The organism is Parafrankia soli (genome assembly GCF_001854695.1).
GTDB classification, from domain to species: Bacteria; Actinomycetota; Actinomycetes; order Frankiales; family Frankiaceae; genus Parafrankia; species Parafrankia soli.
This window is the reverse complement of the sequence record NZ_MAXA01000091.1, coordinates 14,276-31,193: the sequence shown is the minus strand read 5'-3', so window position 1 is coordinate 31,193 and position 16,918 is coordinate 14,276. Positions and strand designations below refer to the sequence as shown.

14 protein-coding genes are annotated in these 16,918 nt (G+C 73.0%); 6 read left to right on the top strand and 8 right to left on the bottom strand.

What is annotated here, in order from left to right:
• Window positions 1-429 precede the first annotated feature (429 nt).
• The 3 genes from BBK14_RS09230 (at window position 430) to rpsA (ending at window position 5,363) form a co-directional block, all read left to right on the top strand.
• On the top strand, window positions 430-1,692 hold the full coding sequence (locus tag BBK14_RS09230; RefSeq protein WP_338045443.1) for a glycosyltransferase family 39 protein: 1,263 nt from the start codon (window positions 430-432) through the stop codon (window positions 1,690-1,692).
• A 220-nt stretch (window positions 1,693-1,912) separates the two neighbouring features.
• A complete protein-coding gene (locus BBK14_RS41230) occupies window positions 1,913-3,448 on the top strand; it encodes an acyltransferase family protein (RefSeq protein ID WP_275078465.1) in 1,536 nt (511 codons plus the stop codon).
• A 433-nt stretch (window positions 3,449-3,881) separates the two neighbouring features.
• Window positions 3,882-5,363: a 30S ribosomal protein S1 gene (gene rpsA / locus BBK14_RS09220; protein WP_071061024.1), complete on the top strand. Its 1,482-nt coding sequence runs from the start codon at window positions 3,882-3,884 to the stop codon at window positions 5,361-5,363.
• Window positions 5,364-5,381: 18 nt separating this feature from the next.
• Here rpsA and BBK14_RS09215 read toward each other — a convergent pair whose 3' ends face one another.
• Window positions 5,382-6,098 carry a nucleoside/nucleotide kinase family protein gene (locus tag BBK14_RS09215; RefSeq protein ID WP_071061022.1) on the bottom strand — a complete coding sequence of 239 codons (717 nt, stop codon included), beginning with the start codon at window positions 6,096-6,098 and terminating at the stop codon, window positions 5,382-5,384.
• Window positions 6,099-6,379: 281 nt separating this feature from the next.
• Here BBK14_RS09215 and BBK14_RS41225 point away from each other — a divergent pair, with 281 nt between their 5' ends.
• The gene (locus BBK14_RS41225) at window positions 6,380-7,180 is read left to right on the top strand and encodes a hypothetical protein (protein ID WP_071061020.1); all 801 of its coding nucleotides are present in this window, start codon (window positions 6,380-6,382) and stop codon (window positions 7,178-7,180) included.
• Here BBK14_RS41225 and BBK14_RS09205 read toward each other — a convergent pair.
• The 6 genes from BBK14_RS09205 to BBK14_RS09180 all read right to left on the bottom strand — a co-directional run bounded on the left by BBK14_RS09205 (window position 7,167) and on the right by BBK14_RS09180 (window position 13,326).
• A complete protein-coding gene (locus BBK14_RS09205; protein ID WP_071061017.1) occupies window positions 7,167-8,633 on the bottom strand; it encodes a cytochrome P450 in 1,467 nt (488 codons plus the stop codon). The two genes, BBK14_RS41225 and BBK14_RS09205, sit on opposite strands and share 14 nt — an antisense overlap.
• Before the next feature lie 58 nt (window positions 8,634-8,691).
• Window positions 8,692-9,993 (bottom strand): cytochrome P450, encoded by a 1,302-nt coding sequence (locus BBK14_RS09200; protein ID WP_071061016.1) that lies wholly within the window; start codon window positions 9,991-9,993, stop codon window positions 8,692-8,694.
• Window positions 9,990-10,610 (bottom strand): GTP-binding protein, encoded by a 621-nt coding sequence (locus BBK14_RS09195; RefSeq protein ID WP_071061014.1) that lies wholly within the window; start codon window positions 10,608-10,610, stop codon window positions 9,990-9,992. The genes BBK14_RS09200 and BBK14_RS09195 overlap by 4 nt, the downstream gene beginning before the upstream one ends.
• Window positions 10,591-10,950 carry a DUF742 domain-containing protein gene (locus BBK14_RS09190; protein ID WP_041254845.1) on the bottom strand — a complete coding sequence of 120 codons (360 nt, stop codon included), beginning with the start codon at window positions 10,948-10,950 and terminating at the stop codon, window positions 10,591-10,593. The genes BBK14_RS09195 and BBK14_RS09190 overlap by 20 nt, the downstream gene beginning before the upstream one ends.
• Complete coding sequence (locus BBK14_RS09185) at window positions 10,947-11,366, bottom strand: roadblock/LC7 domain-containing protein (RefSeq protein WP_041256585.1); 420 nt, start codon at window positions 11,364-11,366, stop codon at window positions 10,947-10,949. The genes BBK14_RS09190 and BBK14_RS09185 overlap by 4 nt, the downstream gene beginning before the upstream one ends.
• Window positions 11,367-11,505: 139 nt before the next feature.
• Window positions 11,506-13,326: an ATP-binding protein gene (locus BBK14_RS09180; RefSeq protein ID WP_071061012.1), complete on the bottom strand. Its 1,821-nt coding sequence runs from the start codon at window positions 13,324-13,326 to the stop codon at window positions 11,506-11,508.
• Between the two features lie 1,241 nt (window positions 13,327-14,567).
• Between BBK14_RS09180 and BBK14_RS09175 the strand changes: the two genes are divergently transcribed.
• Both BBK14_RS09175 and BBK14_RS09170 read left to right on the top strand, forming a co-directional pair.
• Window positions 14,568-15,311 (top strand): GNAT family N-acetyltransferase, encoded by a 744-nt coding sequence (locus tag BBK14_RS09175; protein ID WP_198541216.1) that lies wholly within the window; start codon window positions 14,568-14,570, stop codon window positions 15,309-15,311.
• A gap of 216 nt (window positions 15,312-15,527) precedes the next feature.
• The gene (locus BBK14_RS09170; RefSeq protein ID WP_020462948.1) at window positions 15,528-16,064 is read left to right on the top strand and encodes a glutathione peroxidase; all 537 of its coding nucleotides are present in this window, start codon (window positions 15,528-15,530) and stop codon (window positions 16,062-16,064) included.
• An 80-nt stretch (window positions 16,065-16,144) separates the two neighbouring features.
• On the opposite strand, the gene BBK14_RS09165 is transcribed toward BBK14_RS09170, so the two are convergent.
• Window positions 16,145-16,591, bottom strand: a complete 447-nt coding sequence (locus BBK14_RS09165; RefSeq protein WP_071061011.1) for a winged helix-turn-helix transcriptional regulator — start codon at window positions 16,589-16,591, stop codon at window positions 16,145-16,147.
• Window positions 16,592-16,918: the final 327 nt, after the last annotated feature.

Below are 16,918 nucleotides of genomic sequence, written 5' to 3'. Positions count from 1 at the left end.
GGTAGTCCCAGACCGGAGATGTCGGGCTCGGCAATACCTCCAATGGGCCAGCATTGGTACCTTCCGCGGGTGCCTGACAGCAGCTCACCGTCGGTCACCGCCGGTGATCCCGACGGTCCCCCAGTTCCGCGCGATTCATCTGGTATGTCCAGATCGCCGGGTTCCGTGGTCGAGGCTACGACGGATCGATCAGACGGTGCCGCGGACGTTCTGTCGGATGAGGGTCAACTCGCGCCGACGCCCCGCCCGCCCGGGGCGCATCGGTCGGCGGCCGCGGGCCGATGGTCGAGGTCCGGAGGGCGCCCCGGCAGGGGTCGCCTGGCCGGGTCCGGCCAGCCCCCGACACAGGGGTCATCGGATCCCGGCGCGCGGTCCGCGGCACCGCCCCGGCTCGCGCCGGCCGGGCGGGCGTGGTGGATCGGCCTGCTGGTGGTGGTCGCCGTCGGTCTCGGTGTCCGCCTCGGCTACCTGTTCGGATGGATGCATCCCGCGGTCGTCGACGGTGACCCTTTCTATTACCACCAGGCCGCGAACCTGTTCGCGGACGGGCACGGCTGGCCCGATCCGTTCGAGTTGAGGTACTTCGACAGATACGTCCCGGACGCGCAGCACCCACCACTGACGAGTGCGCTGCTCGCCATCCCGTCCGTGCTGGGCTTCACCGGGTTCCTGTCGCACCAGATCTTCTCGTGTCTGCTCGGTGCGGTGTCGGTCGGCGTCGTCGGCCTGGTAGGCCGCCGCGCCGCCGGCCCGGCCACCGGCCTGCTCGCCGCCGGCATCGCGGCGCTCTACCCGGGGATGTGGCTCAACGACGCCCTGGTGATGTCCGAGACCACCGGAATCCTGACCTGCGCCCTGCTGATCGCCGCGGCCCACCGCTTCTGGGACCGGCGGACCGTGGCGGACGCCTGCTGGCTCGGCGCGGCGCTGGCCGCCGCGATGCTCGCCCGCGCCGAGCTCGCGCTRCTCGCCCTGGTGCTCGTGGTGCCCCTGATCGCGATGAGCCGTCCGCTGCCGTGGCGTCGCCGCCTCGGCCTGCTCGCGGCCGCCGCCGGCACGAGCGTCGCCGTGGTGGCCCCCTGGACGGCCTACAACCTGTCCCGCTTCGAGGAGCCCGAGTTCCTCTCGTCCGGGCTCGGCTCGACGCTGGCCGTCACCCACTGCGAGGCGAGCTACTTCGGCAAGTACACGGGGTGGTGGTCGTTCGACTGCATCCAGGCGCTGGACCAGGCGCCGGTGGAGCGGTCCGAGCGGGACGTCTACTACCGGGAGGCCGCCTACCGGTTCATTGGTGACAACGCCGGTGAGCTGCCCCGTGTCGCCGCCGCCCGGGCCGGCCGGACGTGGGGCCTCTACCGGCCGTGGCAGCAGACCGAGTTCGACGGCGTGGAGCTGCGCCCGCTGGGGCTGAGCCGGCTCGGCATGGTCTGCCTCTGGGTGCTCGAGCTGGCCGCCGTCGCCGGCACGGTGGTGCTGCGCCGACGGGGGGTCGTCCTGCTGCCGCTGCTGGCGGTACCGGTCACACTCACGCTGGCCTCGGTGCTGGTCTACGGCACTACCCGGTTCCGGGCGTGCGCCGAGCCGGYGGTCGTCCTGCTCGCGGCGGTCGGGATCGCGGCCGTCGTCGGTGCGCTGCGCCGTCGCCGGGCGGGCCTGGCCACCGCCGAGGCCCAGCGTGAGCGCGTAAAGTGACGACACGGCTGCCTTCCGGCACCGTTTTCGGGGGTCGCGCCCGGCTCGCTGGGGTGGCGCGGGCCGCCGAGCCGTCGGGTACCGCCTGGTACCTTGCGACCGTGCCAGACATCGCCGACAGTAGTGGTCACGGTCGGTGACCGCCGGTTTCGACCGTGGGAGCGGTGGCCGGGCGCCGGGCCGTCCGGGCTCCGCGGCCACGGCCAGCACGGGACCGGCCGTGCCCGCACAGGCGGAGGCGGCCCGGTCCGCGCCGGTGGTGTTCGCGGGCTTCGACGGGCTGCGCGCGATCGCGGCGCTGCTGGTCCTGGTCGTGCACGTGTCGTTCAACAGCGGGCTGACCACCGGCAACTCCATCGGCGTCTACACCGCCCGCGGTGAGATCGGCGTCGCGGTCTTCTTCCTGATCTCGGGCTTCCTGCTCTACCGCCCGTTCGCCGTGGCGCACCTGAGCGGCCGCGGAGCCCCGGACGCCGCCGGCTTCTACATCCGCCGGCTGCTGCGGATCATCCCGCTGTACTGGCTGGCGCTGGCGGTCGCGCTCAACGTCGTACCCAACGACAAGATGGGCGTCCACGGCTTCGCCGGGCTGCTGCAGACGGCCTTCTTCATGCAGGGCTACCGGCAGCACTGGGCGATCCAGGGCCTCACCCAGGCGTGGACCCTCAACGTGGAGTTCGCCTTCTACATCTCCGTCCCGTTCTATGCCTGGCTGCTCGTCCGCCGGCGCCGCCCGGCCCGCTCCCAGCTCAGGGTCGAGCTTGTGGCCCTCGCCGTGATCTTCGTGATCAGCCGGGTCCTGCACTACGCGCTGATCGGCTCGCACATCTGGTGGGCCGACGGCTGGACGGTCTGGCTGCCGGTCTGGTGGGACCTGTTCGCCATGGGGATGCTGATCGCCGTCCTGTCGGCCTGGTACGTCCAGAACGGGCGGACGCCGGCGTGGGCGCGGTGGCGGTGGTCCGGCGGGGCCTGCTGGCTCATCGCCGCGTTCTTCTACTGGGTGGCCAGCACCCAGGTCGACCTCCCGCTGCAGCCGCTGTTCGTGCCGGACCGCACCCAGGACATGGGCCGGCACCTGTTCTACGGCCTGTTCGGCTTCTTCCTGATCCTGCCCGCGGTGTTCGGGCCGCCCGACCAGGGCCTGGTGCGGCGGTTGCTGACCTGCCGCCCGATGGCCTACCTCGGCCTCATCTCGTACGGGATCTACCTGTGGCACACGGTCGTGATCGAGGTGGTCGCCGAGCACACCGGGACGGCCGCCGGCGAGCTGGCGTTCGCCCCGTTCTTCCTGCTGGTGCTCGTGCTGACCTGTGCGGTCTCCACGATCACCTACTTCCTGGTGGAACGGCCCTGCATGACGCTGGGTCGGGAGTGGGCCCGGCGGGTGCGCGCGCGGTCCCGGCCGGTGCCGGCGGGGCCCGCCGAGCCGGTCCCGGCCGGCGCGGGGGCGCCGGCCGGCACCGACGAGCGCTGGTCGGTGGAGTCCCGGGTGGACGAGAGGTGGCGCCAGGAACTGTCCGGTAGCGGACACCACGGAGCCGCTGGCGGACACCGCGGAGCGGACAGTGCCCCCGACGGCGAGTCGGCGCGGACGATGCCGCTGCGGACCGGCCGGGCGCCCGGTGCCGGACCCGGCACGCGCCCGGGTGCCCCGGCGGCGGACCGGTCGCCCGGCCCGGCTCCCCGGCCGCGCGCGGAGCCGGGGCGCGGGGCGCGGGAGCGTGGGGTACCAGGTCCCGGCGGCTCCGCGTAGCCGCCGCCGGTCACCCCCGCCCCGCGGCGCCCGGCCGGCGACCGCGCCCGGCGACCCGGCCGGGAGCCGGCCCGCGGGTCTGGCGGGCCCGGCGGGCCCGGCCCGGACGGCGCAGCCGAGAGCCGACTGGGCCACATTCTCGACGGCGGGCGGGACGATGGCTGGTGACTTTTCGTACTATGAAAGCCCCACAGGGTGAGGGGTTCGGCAGGACTGGCTCCGCGTCTGTGTGCCCTCCCGTTGACCTCGTGGGACACCGCTCCCTAGACTTGGGAGTTGCACGAGGGTTCGTGGGTCTCAGACCGAGCGGATCCACTCGAGCGGTCGTTATCGGTTCTGACAGTGTCGTTCTTGCGTTCGGTGCCTGTCMCTCCGTCCCGGCGGTTCGATCCGGCCCTCGCGCTTTGGACGATTCCCAGTCGGAGCCGACCCCTTGACGAGCACCACCGACGTACGACCCGTGGAGACCGTGACCACCTCGCACAGCCCGACCACACCACAGGTTGCGGTCAACGACATCGGCTCGGCGGAGGATTTCCTCGCCGCGGTCGACAAGACGATCAAGTTCTTCAACGACGGCGACATCGTCGACGGCATCATCGTCAAGGTGGACCGCGACGAGGTGCTGCTCGACATCGGTTACAAGACCGAGGGTGTCATCCCGTCGCGGGAGCTCTCGATCAAGCACGATGTCGATCCGCACGAGGTCGTCACGGTCGGCGACCACGTCGAGGCCCTCGTCCTCCAGAAGGAGGACAAGGAAGGCCGTCTGATCCTGTCCAAGAAGCGTGCGCAGTACGAGCGCGCCTGGGGCACGATCGAGAAGCTCAAGGAGGAGGACGGCGTCGTCACCGGCACCGTCATCGAGGTCGTCAAGGGTGGTCTCATCCTCGACATCGGCCTGCGCGGCTTCCTTCCCGCCTCCCTCGTGGAGATGYGCCGGGTCCGCGACCTCCAGCCCTACGTGGGCCGTGAGCTCGAAGCCAAGATCATCGAGCTGGACAAGAACCGCAACAACGTGGTTCTGTCCCGCCGCGCCTGGCTGGAGCAGACCCAGAGCGAGGTGCGGTCGGAGTTCCTCGCCCAGCTCGCCAAGGGCCAGATCCGCAAGGGCGTGGTCAGCTCCATCGTCAACTTCGGTGCCTTCGTGGACCTGGGTGGCGTCGACGGCCTCGTGCACGTGTCCGAGCTGTCCTGGAAGCACATCGACCACCCGTCCGAGGTGGTCGAGGTCGGCCAGGAGGTCACCGTCGAGGTTCTCGACGTCGACCTGGACCGTGAGCGGGTCTCCCTGTCGCTGAAGGCGACGCAGGAGGACCCGTGGCGCCAGTTCGCCCGGACGCACGCGATCGGCCAGGTCGTACCCGGTCGGGTCACCAAGCTCGTGCCGTTCGGCGCGTTCGTCCGCGTGGACGAGGGCATCGAGGGCCTGGTGCACATCTCGGAGCTGGCCGAGCGCCACGTCGAGATCCCCGAGCAGGTCGTCAATGTCGGCGACGAGATCCTGGTCAAGGTCATCGACATCGACCTCGACCGGCGCCGGATCAGCCTCTCGCTGAAGCAGGCGAACGAGGCGTCCTCGCTGGTCGCCGAGGGCGACTCGTTCGACCCGAGCCAGTACGGCATGGAAGCCAAGTACGACGAGCAGGGCAACTACGTGTACCCCGAGGGCTTCGACCCCGAGACCGGCGAGTGGCTGCCGGGCTTCGAGGAGCAGCAGGCCGAGTGGGAGCGGCAGTACGCGGAGGCCCAGACCCGGTTCGAGGCCCACCAGGCCCAGATCCGGGCCGCGCAGGAGGCCGACGCCGCCGCGGCGGCACCGTCCTCCTACACCTCGTCGCAGTCGGAGCAGCCCGCTTCGGCGATCGACGAGGAGGCGCTGCGGCGTCTGCGGGAGCAGTTCGGCCGCGAGTAGGCCGTAGGTAAGTGATCTTCAGGGCCCGTGGGGAACATCCCACGGGCCCTGAAGCACGTTCGGGGCGGTGTCGGCCCCGCCGGCCCGCGTGGTCTGCCCGCGCCGTGCGGCCTGCTCGCGCCGCGCGGCGACGGCCTCGATCGCCGAGGCCGCCTGCTCGAGCAGCCTCTCCCGGGACTGCGTCCCGTCCAGCTCGACGACGTTGTCGGCCTGGGCCATGATCTTCTCGTAGCCGTCGGCCTGCTCGACGAGGTGGGCGCGCAGCGCCGCCGGAGTGAAGGCCCGGGTGCGGCGGTCGCCGCGGGCGACCATCCGCTCGTAGGCGAGCGAGGGCGGTACGCGCAGCCACAGCAGCGGGTCGGGGCGGGGAAGCAGATCCTCCATGTGCTCGAGCCACGGCCGGTGCTGCTCCCCGTAGGGGCCGCAGTGCACCTCTGACGACTGGATCCACCGGTCGAACAGCAGGTCGGGACGGCCGTCCGGGCCGGTGCGGTAGCGCAGTTGGGCGGAGAGCTCGATCAGGTGGGCCAGCCGCCGCACCGGGCCGGGGATGACCGCCTGGTGCAGGACGGTGTCGTCGGGCTCGGCGATCGCACGGAAGATCTCCACGCACACGCGCGCCGGCCGGGTTCCGCGCAGCGGGCGCAGCACCGTCTCCAGGCCGCGGATGAGCGTGGTCTTCCCGGCTCCGTCGACACCCTCCACGGCCACAAGCAGTGGATCTTTCCGGCTCATGCCCGAACTGTAGATCGCCGGCGGCGGGCGCGTCCGCCGCTCGGGTGAGCGGGGCCCACCGGAGTGTTACGACGCCGTAAATGCGGCTGCCGTCTATTGCCGGTTCGCCCGACCGGTACCAGAATCGGACGGGCACAGCTCGCCGCGGGACCATCCGCGGCGGTGATTCGCTCCCTGCTCGGTGCACCAGCTGGTTCGGTGCCCATCGAGCTCGGTGCGCCGTCGACGAACTCTGCCGCGCCGGTCCGCGTCCGCGTCGGGCGGCAGCCGATCCGGTCGGGATGCTCTTGGCCAGCGACGTCTTCACCTTCGGCGCCGCGCCGGCGCGTCCCTACGCTCTGCTGGCCGTCGAAGGCCCGGCCGGAGCGGGCAAGCTCGCCCTGGTGCGGCGGCTGACCGCGGCACCGGCGGCGCTGCACCTGCACCTGGCGTCGCAGACCGACGCGGTGCTCCGGGACCTGATGCGGCGGCTGAGTACCCTCGGTGAGCCGCTCGGCGCGGTCCCGGCGAATCTCGTCCACGCCGCTCGCCTGATCGAGGCCGCCGTCCAGTTCCGGTACCTGGAGGAGTTCCTGGCGGGGTTCGACCTGGTGGTGGCCGACCGCTGGATCCAGACCTGGGAGGTCTACTGCGGGGACCTCGGCGAGTACACCGAGTGGTACCTGCAGATCGCCTCGTACGTGCCCGTTCCCGACCTCGTGCTCTATCTGCGCGTCTCGCCCGAGGTGGCGGCCGCGCGGCTGGCACGCCGGGCGTCGGCAGGGCAGGCCACAGCGGGGCATGGGCCGGCGGGACAGGCTTCAGCGGGGCAGGAGTCGGGGGGGTCGGCCTCAGCGGGCCGGGAGTCCGCGGGCCGGGTGGACGAGGCCGCGGCCCTGCGGGAGGCCGTCGAGGCGTGCGCGCGCTACGACGAGGTGATGTCCGGCGTCGACTGTGTCGTCATCGACGCGGACGCGCCGGCCGCGGACGTGCTGGCGGAGGTGACCGGGATCCTGGACGCCGTCGGGATGCCGCGCCCGCCGATCCCCGGGACAGGTGGCGGGGCGGACGTGCCCTGGCCGGGGCCGCTCAGGGGGGCGTGAAGCGCACCGGGAGCGCGGCGACCCCGCGTGCCCACACCGACGGGCGCCAGCGCAGGTCCCGCGGCTCCACGGCGAGTTCGAGATCGGGGAGGCGGTCCAGGAGCACCTCGATCGCGGTGGTCGCGATCGTCTCGGCCGTCATCTGGGCGGGGAAGGGGCAGCGGTGCTCGCCGTGGCCGAACGCCAGGTGGGCGTGGTTGCCTGACGGGCGCCCGGAGGGCTGGGGACGTGCCCACGGATCGGAGTTCGCGGCCGACAGGCCAAAGATGAGCAGGTCGCCCGCGCGGATCCAGCGCCCGCCGAGCCGGACGTCGCGCCGGGCCCACCGCGCGACGAGGTTCTGGATCGGCGGGTCCGCCCACAGCACCTCGGCCATCGCGTCCCCCGCGCTGAGCCGTCCACCGGCGAGGTCGGTGGCGAACCGGGGGTCGGTCAGCATCAGCCGCAGCGTGTTCCCGATCCAGTCCGCGGTCGGCGCCTGGCCGGCGATCAGGGTCGCCATGACGTCCTCGACGACTTCGTCGTCGCGCAGGCCGGCCGGATGGGTGAGCAGCGCCGACACCGCGTCGTCGCCCGGTTGCGCGCGGCGGCGCCGGACCACCCGGGTGAGCATCGCGTGGGCCCGCCGACGCGCGTCGCGGGCCCCCGTCCCGCCGCTGACGAGCAGGGTCAGATCCCGGGCGAGCGCGGTCAGGTCGGTGTCGGGCAGCCCCCACATCCCGGCCGCGACCATCGCCGGCAGCGGGCTGGCGTACTGGGTCATGAGCTCGGCGCGGCCGTCGCCGGCCATCGCGTCGATCAGGGCGTCGGCGCCGCTGGCCGCCTGCGCCCGCAGGCCGTGCGGCTCGAACATGCCCAGCACGTCGCCGACGGCGCCCAGCCGGCGGGCGTGGGCGGGCCCGTCGAGGGCGCGTAGCGACGGCCGCTGGCCGACCACCGACTGCAGCGGCCAGGCCGGCGGGACAAGATCCCAGGCGTTCCAGATCCGGCAGTCCCGGCCGAACAGGGCCGGGGTGCCGGCGACGTAGACGACCTCGCGGTAGCCGAGCACCAGCCAGGCCGGGACGTCCCCCTCGAGCAGGACCGGGGCGACCGGGCCGTGCTCGTCGCGGATACGCCGGTAGAACGCGGCGCGGTCGTCCCCGGGGCCGTCGGCCGGTAGCCGGACGGCGGTGGCGTGCGCCGGCCAGCGCGCGTCGAGATCCGGCCGTACCGGCGGGTGGGCGCCCGCCGCGCCGCGCACCGACCCGCCGCGCGGTCCGCTCGGCGGGCCGCTGGATGGTCCGGGCACGGGCTCGCCGGACGGGGTGTCCTCGGGCCCGCCGCGGCGGGTGGTCGGTGCCGGGCAGGACGCGCCGTACTGGCGCAGCGTGCCGAGCTGGCGGACGGCGCCGAGCGCGCGGGGCATGCCGCTCGCGCACGTGCCGAGCTGGCGGGGGTTGGGATGGGTCATGTGCTGTCTCCGGCCTCCGGGTCAGCGTGGTGCCGCGCGGTGCGGCCTGTCGCGGTCCTCACACGGGACTGAACCGGACCGGCAACGCCGTCAGAGCGCGGTTCCACGCGGTCCGCCGCCAGCCGAGGGCATCGGCCGGGACGGCGATCCACATGTTGGGCAGGCGGTCGAGGAGTGCCTCGACCGCGGTCCGGGTGACGACCTCGGCGATCTCCTGCGCGGGGTACGGGCAGCGGTGCTCGCCGTGGCCGAAGGACAGGTGGGCGCTGTTGGCGCTGGTCCCCGCGCCCGTCTGGGTGTCCGGGGCGTGGCCGCGGCGGACCTGCGGATCGGCGTTGCCGGCCCCGAGCCCGAGCGCGATCATGTCGCCGGCCTCGATGCGCTGCCCGCCGAGCTGGGTGTTGCGGGTCGCCCACCGCCCGGCGACGACCTGCATCGGCGTGTCCTCCCACAGGACCTGGTTCAGCGCCTGCATGACGCTGCGCCGTCCGCCGGACAGGTCGAGGGCGAACGACCCGTCGGTGAGCAGCAGGCGCAGCGAGTTGCCGATCCAGCCGGCCACGGCGCGCGCGCCGAACCCGAACACCACGGCGAGGTCCTCGACGACCTCCTCGTCGGCGAGCCCGGCCGGGTGGGCGATCAGGCGCGAGACGATGTCGTCGTCGGGATGCTCGCGCCGGTCGGCGAGCAGCCACCGCAGCCGGTCCAGGACCCGCTGGTGGCTCTCGGCCGCGTCCGGGCCGTCGTCGATCAGGACGATCAGGTCGTGCACCAGGCCCGCGGTGTCGACCTCGGGCGGCCCGCACAGCGACGCCAGGACCAGGGCGGGCACCCGGTGCGCGAACGAGTCGATCAGATCGGTCTCCCCGCGCCCGGCGAAGGCGTCGATCACGTCGTCGGTGATCTCCTCGGCGCGGGCCCGGAGCTCGAAGAGGTCCACCGCGCCGAGGACGTCCTGGATGGCGGTGTAGCGCCGCCGGTGCTCCGCCCCCTCGGCGCGGAGCACGGACGGGCGGTGTCCGACACCGGGCAGGGCGGCCCAGTCGGGCGGGACGTCGTCCCAGCCGGCCCAGTGACGCGGGTCATGGGCGAAGATCTCCGGATGGCTCAGGACGTAGTGCAGCTCCCGGTAGCCGAGGACCAGCCAGGCCGGCAGGCCGCCGTCGAGCAGCACGGGCGCGACGGCGCCGTGCTCCCGGCGCAGGTCGCGGTAGGCCCGCGCCGGCCCACCCTGGAACTGCGCCTCGCCCAGGTGGCAGGGCGGGGTCCGGCCGCCGGGCGGCCGCTCCCGCGCCGCGCCGGCCGGCTCGCGTGCCGGCTCGCGGACTGACTCGCGCGCCGGCTCGCGGGCGGTTGTCACGACGCCTCCGCCTCGCGCTCCTCGCGCGCCGCGGACAGCTCGCAGAGGTGGCGCACGAGGGTGATCAGCACGTCCTTGCTGGACGACCGGGCCCGGGCGTCGCAGTCGATCACGGGGACGTTGGGTGACAGCGAGAGCGCCTCGCGCAGGTCCTCCAGCGAGTGCTCGGGGGAGCCGAAGTTGTTCCGCGCCACGATGAAGGGCATCCGGTGGTGCTCGAGCCGGTCGATCGCGTACCACGAGTCGGCGACCCGCCGGGTGTCGACGAGCACCACCGCCCCGAGCGTCCCCGCGAACAGCCGCTCCCACAGGAACCAGAACCGCTCCTGGCCGGGGGCGCCGAACAGGTAGAGCACCATCTCGGCGTCGAGACTGATCCGTCCGAAGTCGAACGCGACCGTGGTCGTGTTCTTCTCGAGGACGTCGCCGTTGTCGTCGATGCCGACGCCGGCCTCGGTCATCACCTCCTCCGTGCTCAGCGGCCGGATCTCGCTGACCGAACGGACCATCGTGGTCTTGCCCACACCGAAACCACCGACGATCACGATCTTGACGCCGTCCCGGGCCGTGGTCTGCAGCGGCGGCCGGGCGGCGGGCTCAGAGCTTCTGGAGTCCAACGAGCACCTGCTTCAGGAACGCGGGATCGGGCAGTTGCGAGGGGTCGTTCGGGGTCGAGGGGTGGCGTGCCGAGATCCGGCCCCGCTCGAGCAGATCGGACAGCAGGATCTTCACGATGCTCACCGGCAGCTTCAGGTCCGCCGACAGCTCGACCACCGCGGTCGGCGCGCGGCAGACCCGCAGGATCCGGACGTGTTCGGACTGCATCCCGGGCGTCGGCTCGCTCCTGCTCGTGACGAGCGTGACGAGGTCGAAGGCGGTGTCTCCGGCCCGGCTGCGGCCGCCGGTGACGGTGTAGAGGCGGTCCGGGTCCTCGCTGTCGACGAGCCGACGGATCATGGCAGTAGCGCGGGCTGGACGGGATCGCGTGGCGCCGCGCTCAGGTACTCGCCGATCTGTTCGACGAGCTCGCTCATGTTGTGGCCGATGATGCCGGCGTCGGCGTCGTCGGTGGCGATCACCGCGAGGTGCGCGCCCTGGCCGGCGTCGACGATGAACAGCAGCCCGCCGTGGTACTCGGTCATCGACTGCCGCACGCCGCCGGTGCCGTCCCCGAACTCGATCGACGCGCCGTGCGCGAGGCTCTGGATCCCCGAAGCGATCGCGGACAGTTGGTCGGCCTGGTCGATGCTCAGTCCGGACGAGCGGCACAGCTTGAGCCCGTCCCTGGAGAGCACCAGGGCGTGGCGGGTCCCCGGGGTGCGGGCGAGGAGGTTTTCCAGCAGCCAGTCGAGATCGCGCTCAGTGGTGTTCATCGGGATCGCGGGGCGCCGGGCGGGTGGGTCCCATCCGGTCGTGCCCCTGCCTCCAATCAGGTCGTCCAGTGCTGTGCTGGTCGTCATGCAGGGCGCTGGTCGTCATGCGGGACGTTCGTCGTGACGCGGCGCTGGCAGGTCACGTGTCCTGCTGGTCCGGCTCGCCGGTGCCATCGGGGACGTCCGCATCCCCGGGGGCTGCCGACGGGCTGGCCGTGGTGCCGGTGGCGGCTGCCGTGACCAGCGCGCCCGCGCGTCCGGGCGCCGGACCGGCGGGCCGGACGTGGCTGGTTCCGGCGGCGCGCATCGCCCGGCGGAAGGCGGCGAAGTTCGCGCTGGAGTTGCGGCGTGGCCGGTGGGTGCGCGGCGGCGCGGCGAGCAGGGCCGCGGCGCGTGCGCTCGCCGCGAGGGACTGCCCGCGCTCACGCTTGGGCAGGGTCAGCAGCGGCGGAGCGCCCGCCTCGTCGGTGCTCCCGTCGGCATCCGCGGCCAGCGCCGGGCTCGGGACGGCGCTGGCGACCGTGGTCGCGTCCGGCGTCGCCTCGCGGGCCGCCCCGGCCTCGCGGGCCGCCCCGGCCTCGCGCGCCGAGGCGGCGGCGTGGCCGGCGTCGAGCCGCGCGGGGTGCTCCGGCGTCCGCTGGGGCAGCGAGATGAACTCGGTGACCGGGTCGACCGCGATTCGCGCCGTGGCCGCGCCCGCCGCGCTCCCCACCTTGCCCGTGGTCCCCGCGCTCGTCGCGTTCGCCTCAGGGGAGAGGAGCGCGGGCAGCCTGGACGGCACGACCGTGGGCAGCCCGGCGGTGACCGTGTCCGCGGAGTCGGCGACCGCCGGCGGGGCGACAACCGACCTCGGCGCGGTGATGAGCTGGCGCGGGATCATGACGACGACCCCGGTGCCGCCGCGTGAGGAGGGCCGGAAGGACACCGTCAGCCCGTGCTTGCGGGCGAGGACGCCGACGACCGCCAGGCCGAGCCGCGTCCCGGACAGTGTGGTCAGGTCGAGGACCTCCGCCGAGACGGCACGCTCGGCCCGCTCGAGGGCGGCCGGCCCCATGACGAGGCCGCCGTCCTCGATGGTGATGACGACCCCGGCCTGCACCTCCTCGACGTAGACATGCACCTCCTCGGAGGGCGGCGAGAAGCTGGTCGCGTTGTCCATCAGCTCGGCGAGGGCGTGCATGATGCCCTCGGCGGCGTAGCCGACCACCGCGACCGCGCTCACCGAGTGCAGGCGGACCCGCTGGTAGGCGCTGATCCGTCCCATGGAGCCGCGCAGGAGGCTCTCCATCACGATCGGCTTCGTCCACCGGCGCCCGGAGCGCCCGCCGGTGAGCACGGCGATGCTGTCCGCGAGCCGGCCGGCCTGGGCGGTGAGGTGGTCGAGCCGGAGCAGGTCGCCGAGGACCTCCTCGCTGTGCCGTTCCTCCATGGCCCGCAGGTCGGCGAGCATGCTGGTGCTCAGCGCCTGCATCCGGCCGGCCGCGTTCGCGCAGGCCGCCATGGCCGCGCTGCGCATCCGCTCCCCGCGGCTGACCTCCTCCGCGACGGTGCGCAGGATGTGCTGGTGCGTGCCCTCGGTGCCGCGCGGGGCCTCCCCGAGCGCCGTCTGGACGGACGACCCCTCGCGGAGGCGTTCCACCACCGCGGGGAGGACCTCGCGGGCGAGCCGTTCGGTCTGGGCGGCCGAGCGGCTGGCGCGCGTCTCCAGGGCGACGACCCGGCCGCGCAGCTCCCGCACGGTCTGCCGGTTGCGGACGGCCACGGTGCTGGCGAAGCCGACGAGCAGCGCGGCGACCGAGACGCAGAACAGGATCGCGCCGCGGCCCTCGGCGGGCGACACGGCCGCCGCGACCAGGCCGATGACCATGACGACGAGCACGGCCGCGGCCGGCGGCACGATCAGGTCCCGGGCCGTCGCTGGTCGCTGTACCTGATGACGAGCGATTGCGTGTTCTGACATCGATCAGGTCCTCGTCGTCGGTGGTCGGTGGGCCAGGGCCGGCCTGCCGCGGTCGGGAGGGACCACGGAAAATCCAACGTCCCACGGGAAGATCATGGTCGGAGTCGTCTGTCGGGAAGAGTTCTCGGATACTTCTCGGTAATCCTGAAAAGGTACGGCTGGGACCCCCTCCCGGCCTTTTTCTGAACTGTTCGTGCCGTTGCGGCGGAATACGTCCTCCCGGTCGCGCGACCGTGATTCCCGGTGCGTGGGAGCACCGGTGTGGGTCGCGCCGCCGGCCGTACTGACCACGTCGATCTTCGCCCCCTCGCCGTCGCCGCCCTGCGCCGTGATCCGCGTCCGCGCCCGGGATCGCCCCCGGGCCGAAGCTGAACCATCAGTGCAGGTCATATGCGCGTCGCACATGCTAGGGACACCTCGGACGGGTCGCGCGCCAGGCGCGGGGCGGCGCTGTCGGGTGATAGCCGCAAGTGGTATCGGAGTGTTACTGTTGTTCGTCTGTAGTGTGTAAGGTTTGTTTCTGTTTTGCTGGAATCCCGTTCGGTCGCCCGGAGAGAAGGATTCCGGGTGCTTGAAGAGTTGACAGCCTGGCATTGCTGCCGCCCGGTTCGGGGCGTCACGGGTCGCTTGTGGCAATTGCGGCGACACTTTTGGCGGGTGGGGTGGCCCGGGCGGATACTTGTTGAATTCCTTCTCAGTTAAGGACGGTCGCGCGTCGGTTCATCCTGTGCCGGCGGGGAATCGCCCTGCTCGGGGCACCGCCCGGCTCCCGCCCCGCGGCGGTGCCGGCGCCGCGATCACCCCCGCACGGGTGCACCGGGGACGCTCGGAGGGGCCGTTGCGCCGGAAGATCGCCGCGTGTCCACGCTGTCTGTCAAGCGGAACGTGGCCTGACAGTGGGGCGTGCCGCCGTCCCGGGCGCACCCGACCGCCGGCTCCCGGTTGGGGTGGGGGTGCGCCGACGGGTGTCTCCGGGGGTGCCGTCCGCTCCGCGCGTCCCGCTCGCCGGCCGCTCGCCGGGGCCGCGGTGGCCGTTCGACGGCGGGCCCGGTCGCCGCGGCGTTGGTATGCCGCGGCGGTGCGCCGGTGGCGTACTCACAGGGCGTGCTCCCGGGGCGTGTTCCCAGGTCGTGGGGTATCGCCCGGACCGGCAGCGGGTGGGTGTTTCGCACTGATTCGGAGCCGGCGCATAGTCTGACGGCCGGGCGCGCTGTCCGCGCCCGTCGCCGGCGGGAGGTTCGATGGGTCCGACGGGCGTGAGCCCGAGCGCGCTGCCGGAGCCTGCCACGGGATCGGTGACCGTCGCCGAGTCGGTTCTCGACAACCCGGTCTGGGAGTCACTCGCGGGCGCGCACGCTCATCTCGCCATCGCCACGTCTCGCGCGGCGCGCTATCCACCCGAGATCTCGCCGTTCGCGGCGGTGGGTGACGGCGCCGACCCTGGCGCCTGGGCGGAGCTGGCCGAACTCGCCGGGCCGGGAGTCCTGCTGGGTTTCTCCGGCCTGCGGATGCTCCCGCCGCCCGGGTGGGAGGTGACGATGGCGGTGCCCGCCCTCCAGTTCCTCGGTGACGACCTGGTGGACCGGCCCGACCCGGAGGCCGTCCCGCTGCGGGCCGGTGACGTCCCGGAGATGCTCGACCTGGTCGCGCGGACCAGGCCCGGCCCGTTCTCGCGGCGCACCATCGAGCTCGGCGGTTATCTGGGTATCCGCCGCGGGGGGCGCCTCGTGGCGATGGCCGGCCAGCGGATGCGGCTGCCGGGGTGGACGGAGATCAGCGCCGTGTGCACCGATCCGGCCCATCGCGGCGAGGGCCTGGCGAGCCGGCTGGTCCGGGCGGTGGCCGTGGGCGTGCGGGCCCGGGGCGAACAGCCCTTCCTGCACGTCTCGGTGTCGAACACCGATGCCCTCCGGCTGTACGAGGCGCTGGGCTTCGCGCCGCGCAGAGAGGTCTCGTTCGTGCAGATGCGTACCCCGTCGAGCTGACGCCGCGGCTGATTCTGTCACCGGGGCGGTGACAGAATCCCTGGAGGCCGGGTAGCGTCCGATGTGTCCGCGCGCCGTCCGCGTCGGCCCGTCCGGCTCCACCCGTGCGGGCCAAGGCTGTGTCCGGTCCTGCCCGGCCGGCTCCCGCTACGCGTCGGCGTCCCCGCCGCCGGACCTGCGGTCGTCGGGTCCGCACCACCGAGAGCTAGGTCGATCATGACTGTCCATGACTTCACCGTCGAGGCGACGGACGGCACCTCCCGATCCCTGCGCGACTACGCCGGCAAGACGCTGCTGATCGTCAACGTCGCCAGCAAGTGCGGCCTGACCCCGCAGTACGAGGGGCTGGAGGCGCTCTACCGCGACCTGAAGGGGCGCGGGCTGGAGATCCTCGGCTTCCCGTGCAACCAGTTCGGCGGCCAGGAGCCGGGCACCGACGCCGAGATCCAGGAGTTCTGCTCGACGAACTTCGACGTCACCTTCCCCGTCTTCAGCAAGATCGAGGTGAACGGCCCCGGCGCGGCCCCGCTGTACGACTACCTGCGCTCGGAGGCCCCCGGCGACTTCGGGCCGGAGTCGGGCTTCCTCTACGAGCACATCAAGCGCTCGCGGCCCGAGGCGATCGGCACCGACGAGGTGAAGTGGAACTTCACCAAGTTCCTGGTGGACGGCGAGGGCAAGGTCGTCCGCCGCTTCGAGCCCACCGTCACCCCGGACGAGCTCCGCGGCGAGCTCGACACCTCCCTGGCCTGACGGGAGCGCTGTCGCTGACCCGGTAGCGCTGTAGCTGTCCGCCGCCCGGCAGACCGCCGGGCGGCGGACACGCGTGGCGGTCAGTGGCTCGGGCGGACCTCGCCGAGCCGCACGACCGTGGTGTCGCCGAGGCGCACCTGCTCGCCGCAGCTCGCGCACACGCACCGGGGCCGCAGCTCCGCGCCGCAGGAGTGCGCCCACACCGTCGGTGGCGGACCGGGCGTCACGTACCGGTCGCCCCAGTCCATGAGGCCGAGCAGCACCGTGTTCAGCGCCCTGCCGGACTCGGTCGCCACGTACTCGTGACGCGGCGGATGCTCGCTGTACTGCCGCTTCTCCAGCACCCCCGCCGCGACGAGCGAGCGCAGCCGGGTGGCGAGGATGTCCCGGCTCGCGCCGGTGTTCTCCACGATCTGGTCGAACCTGCGCGCGCCGAGCAGGACCTCCCGCAGGGCGAGCAGGCTCCAGCGTTCCCCGACGACGGCGAGCGCGTTCGCGATCGAGCACTCCCGCGCGGTCTTGCCCATCGCGGGCCTCCTCCATGGCCATGGACGTCCCCGGGACAGTGGCGAAGGTCCTGGAGCAGGGTCCCGGGAGCAGGGGTCCCGGGCACCAAGTCCATCCAAATTTCGAACTTACCACCGCACCGCGGGGCCGGCCCGCCGCCGGCTACGGAGGTGCCGGGCGCTCCCCCACCCACGCGGGCGGGTCGCGCGGCCCGTGACGGAACCCTGGCACGGCCGGGTGACAAGTCGGCCGGTAAATACCCTGGTGAGGGGCGGGCGTGGCGTGGGGCGGAACGCCTCCGGGTGTTCGCGATGTAAACAATGTCACCGCTCGAAAAGGTAGTCCTG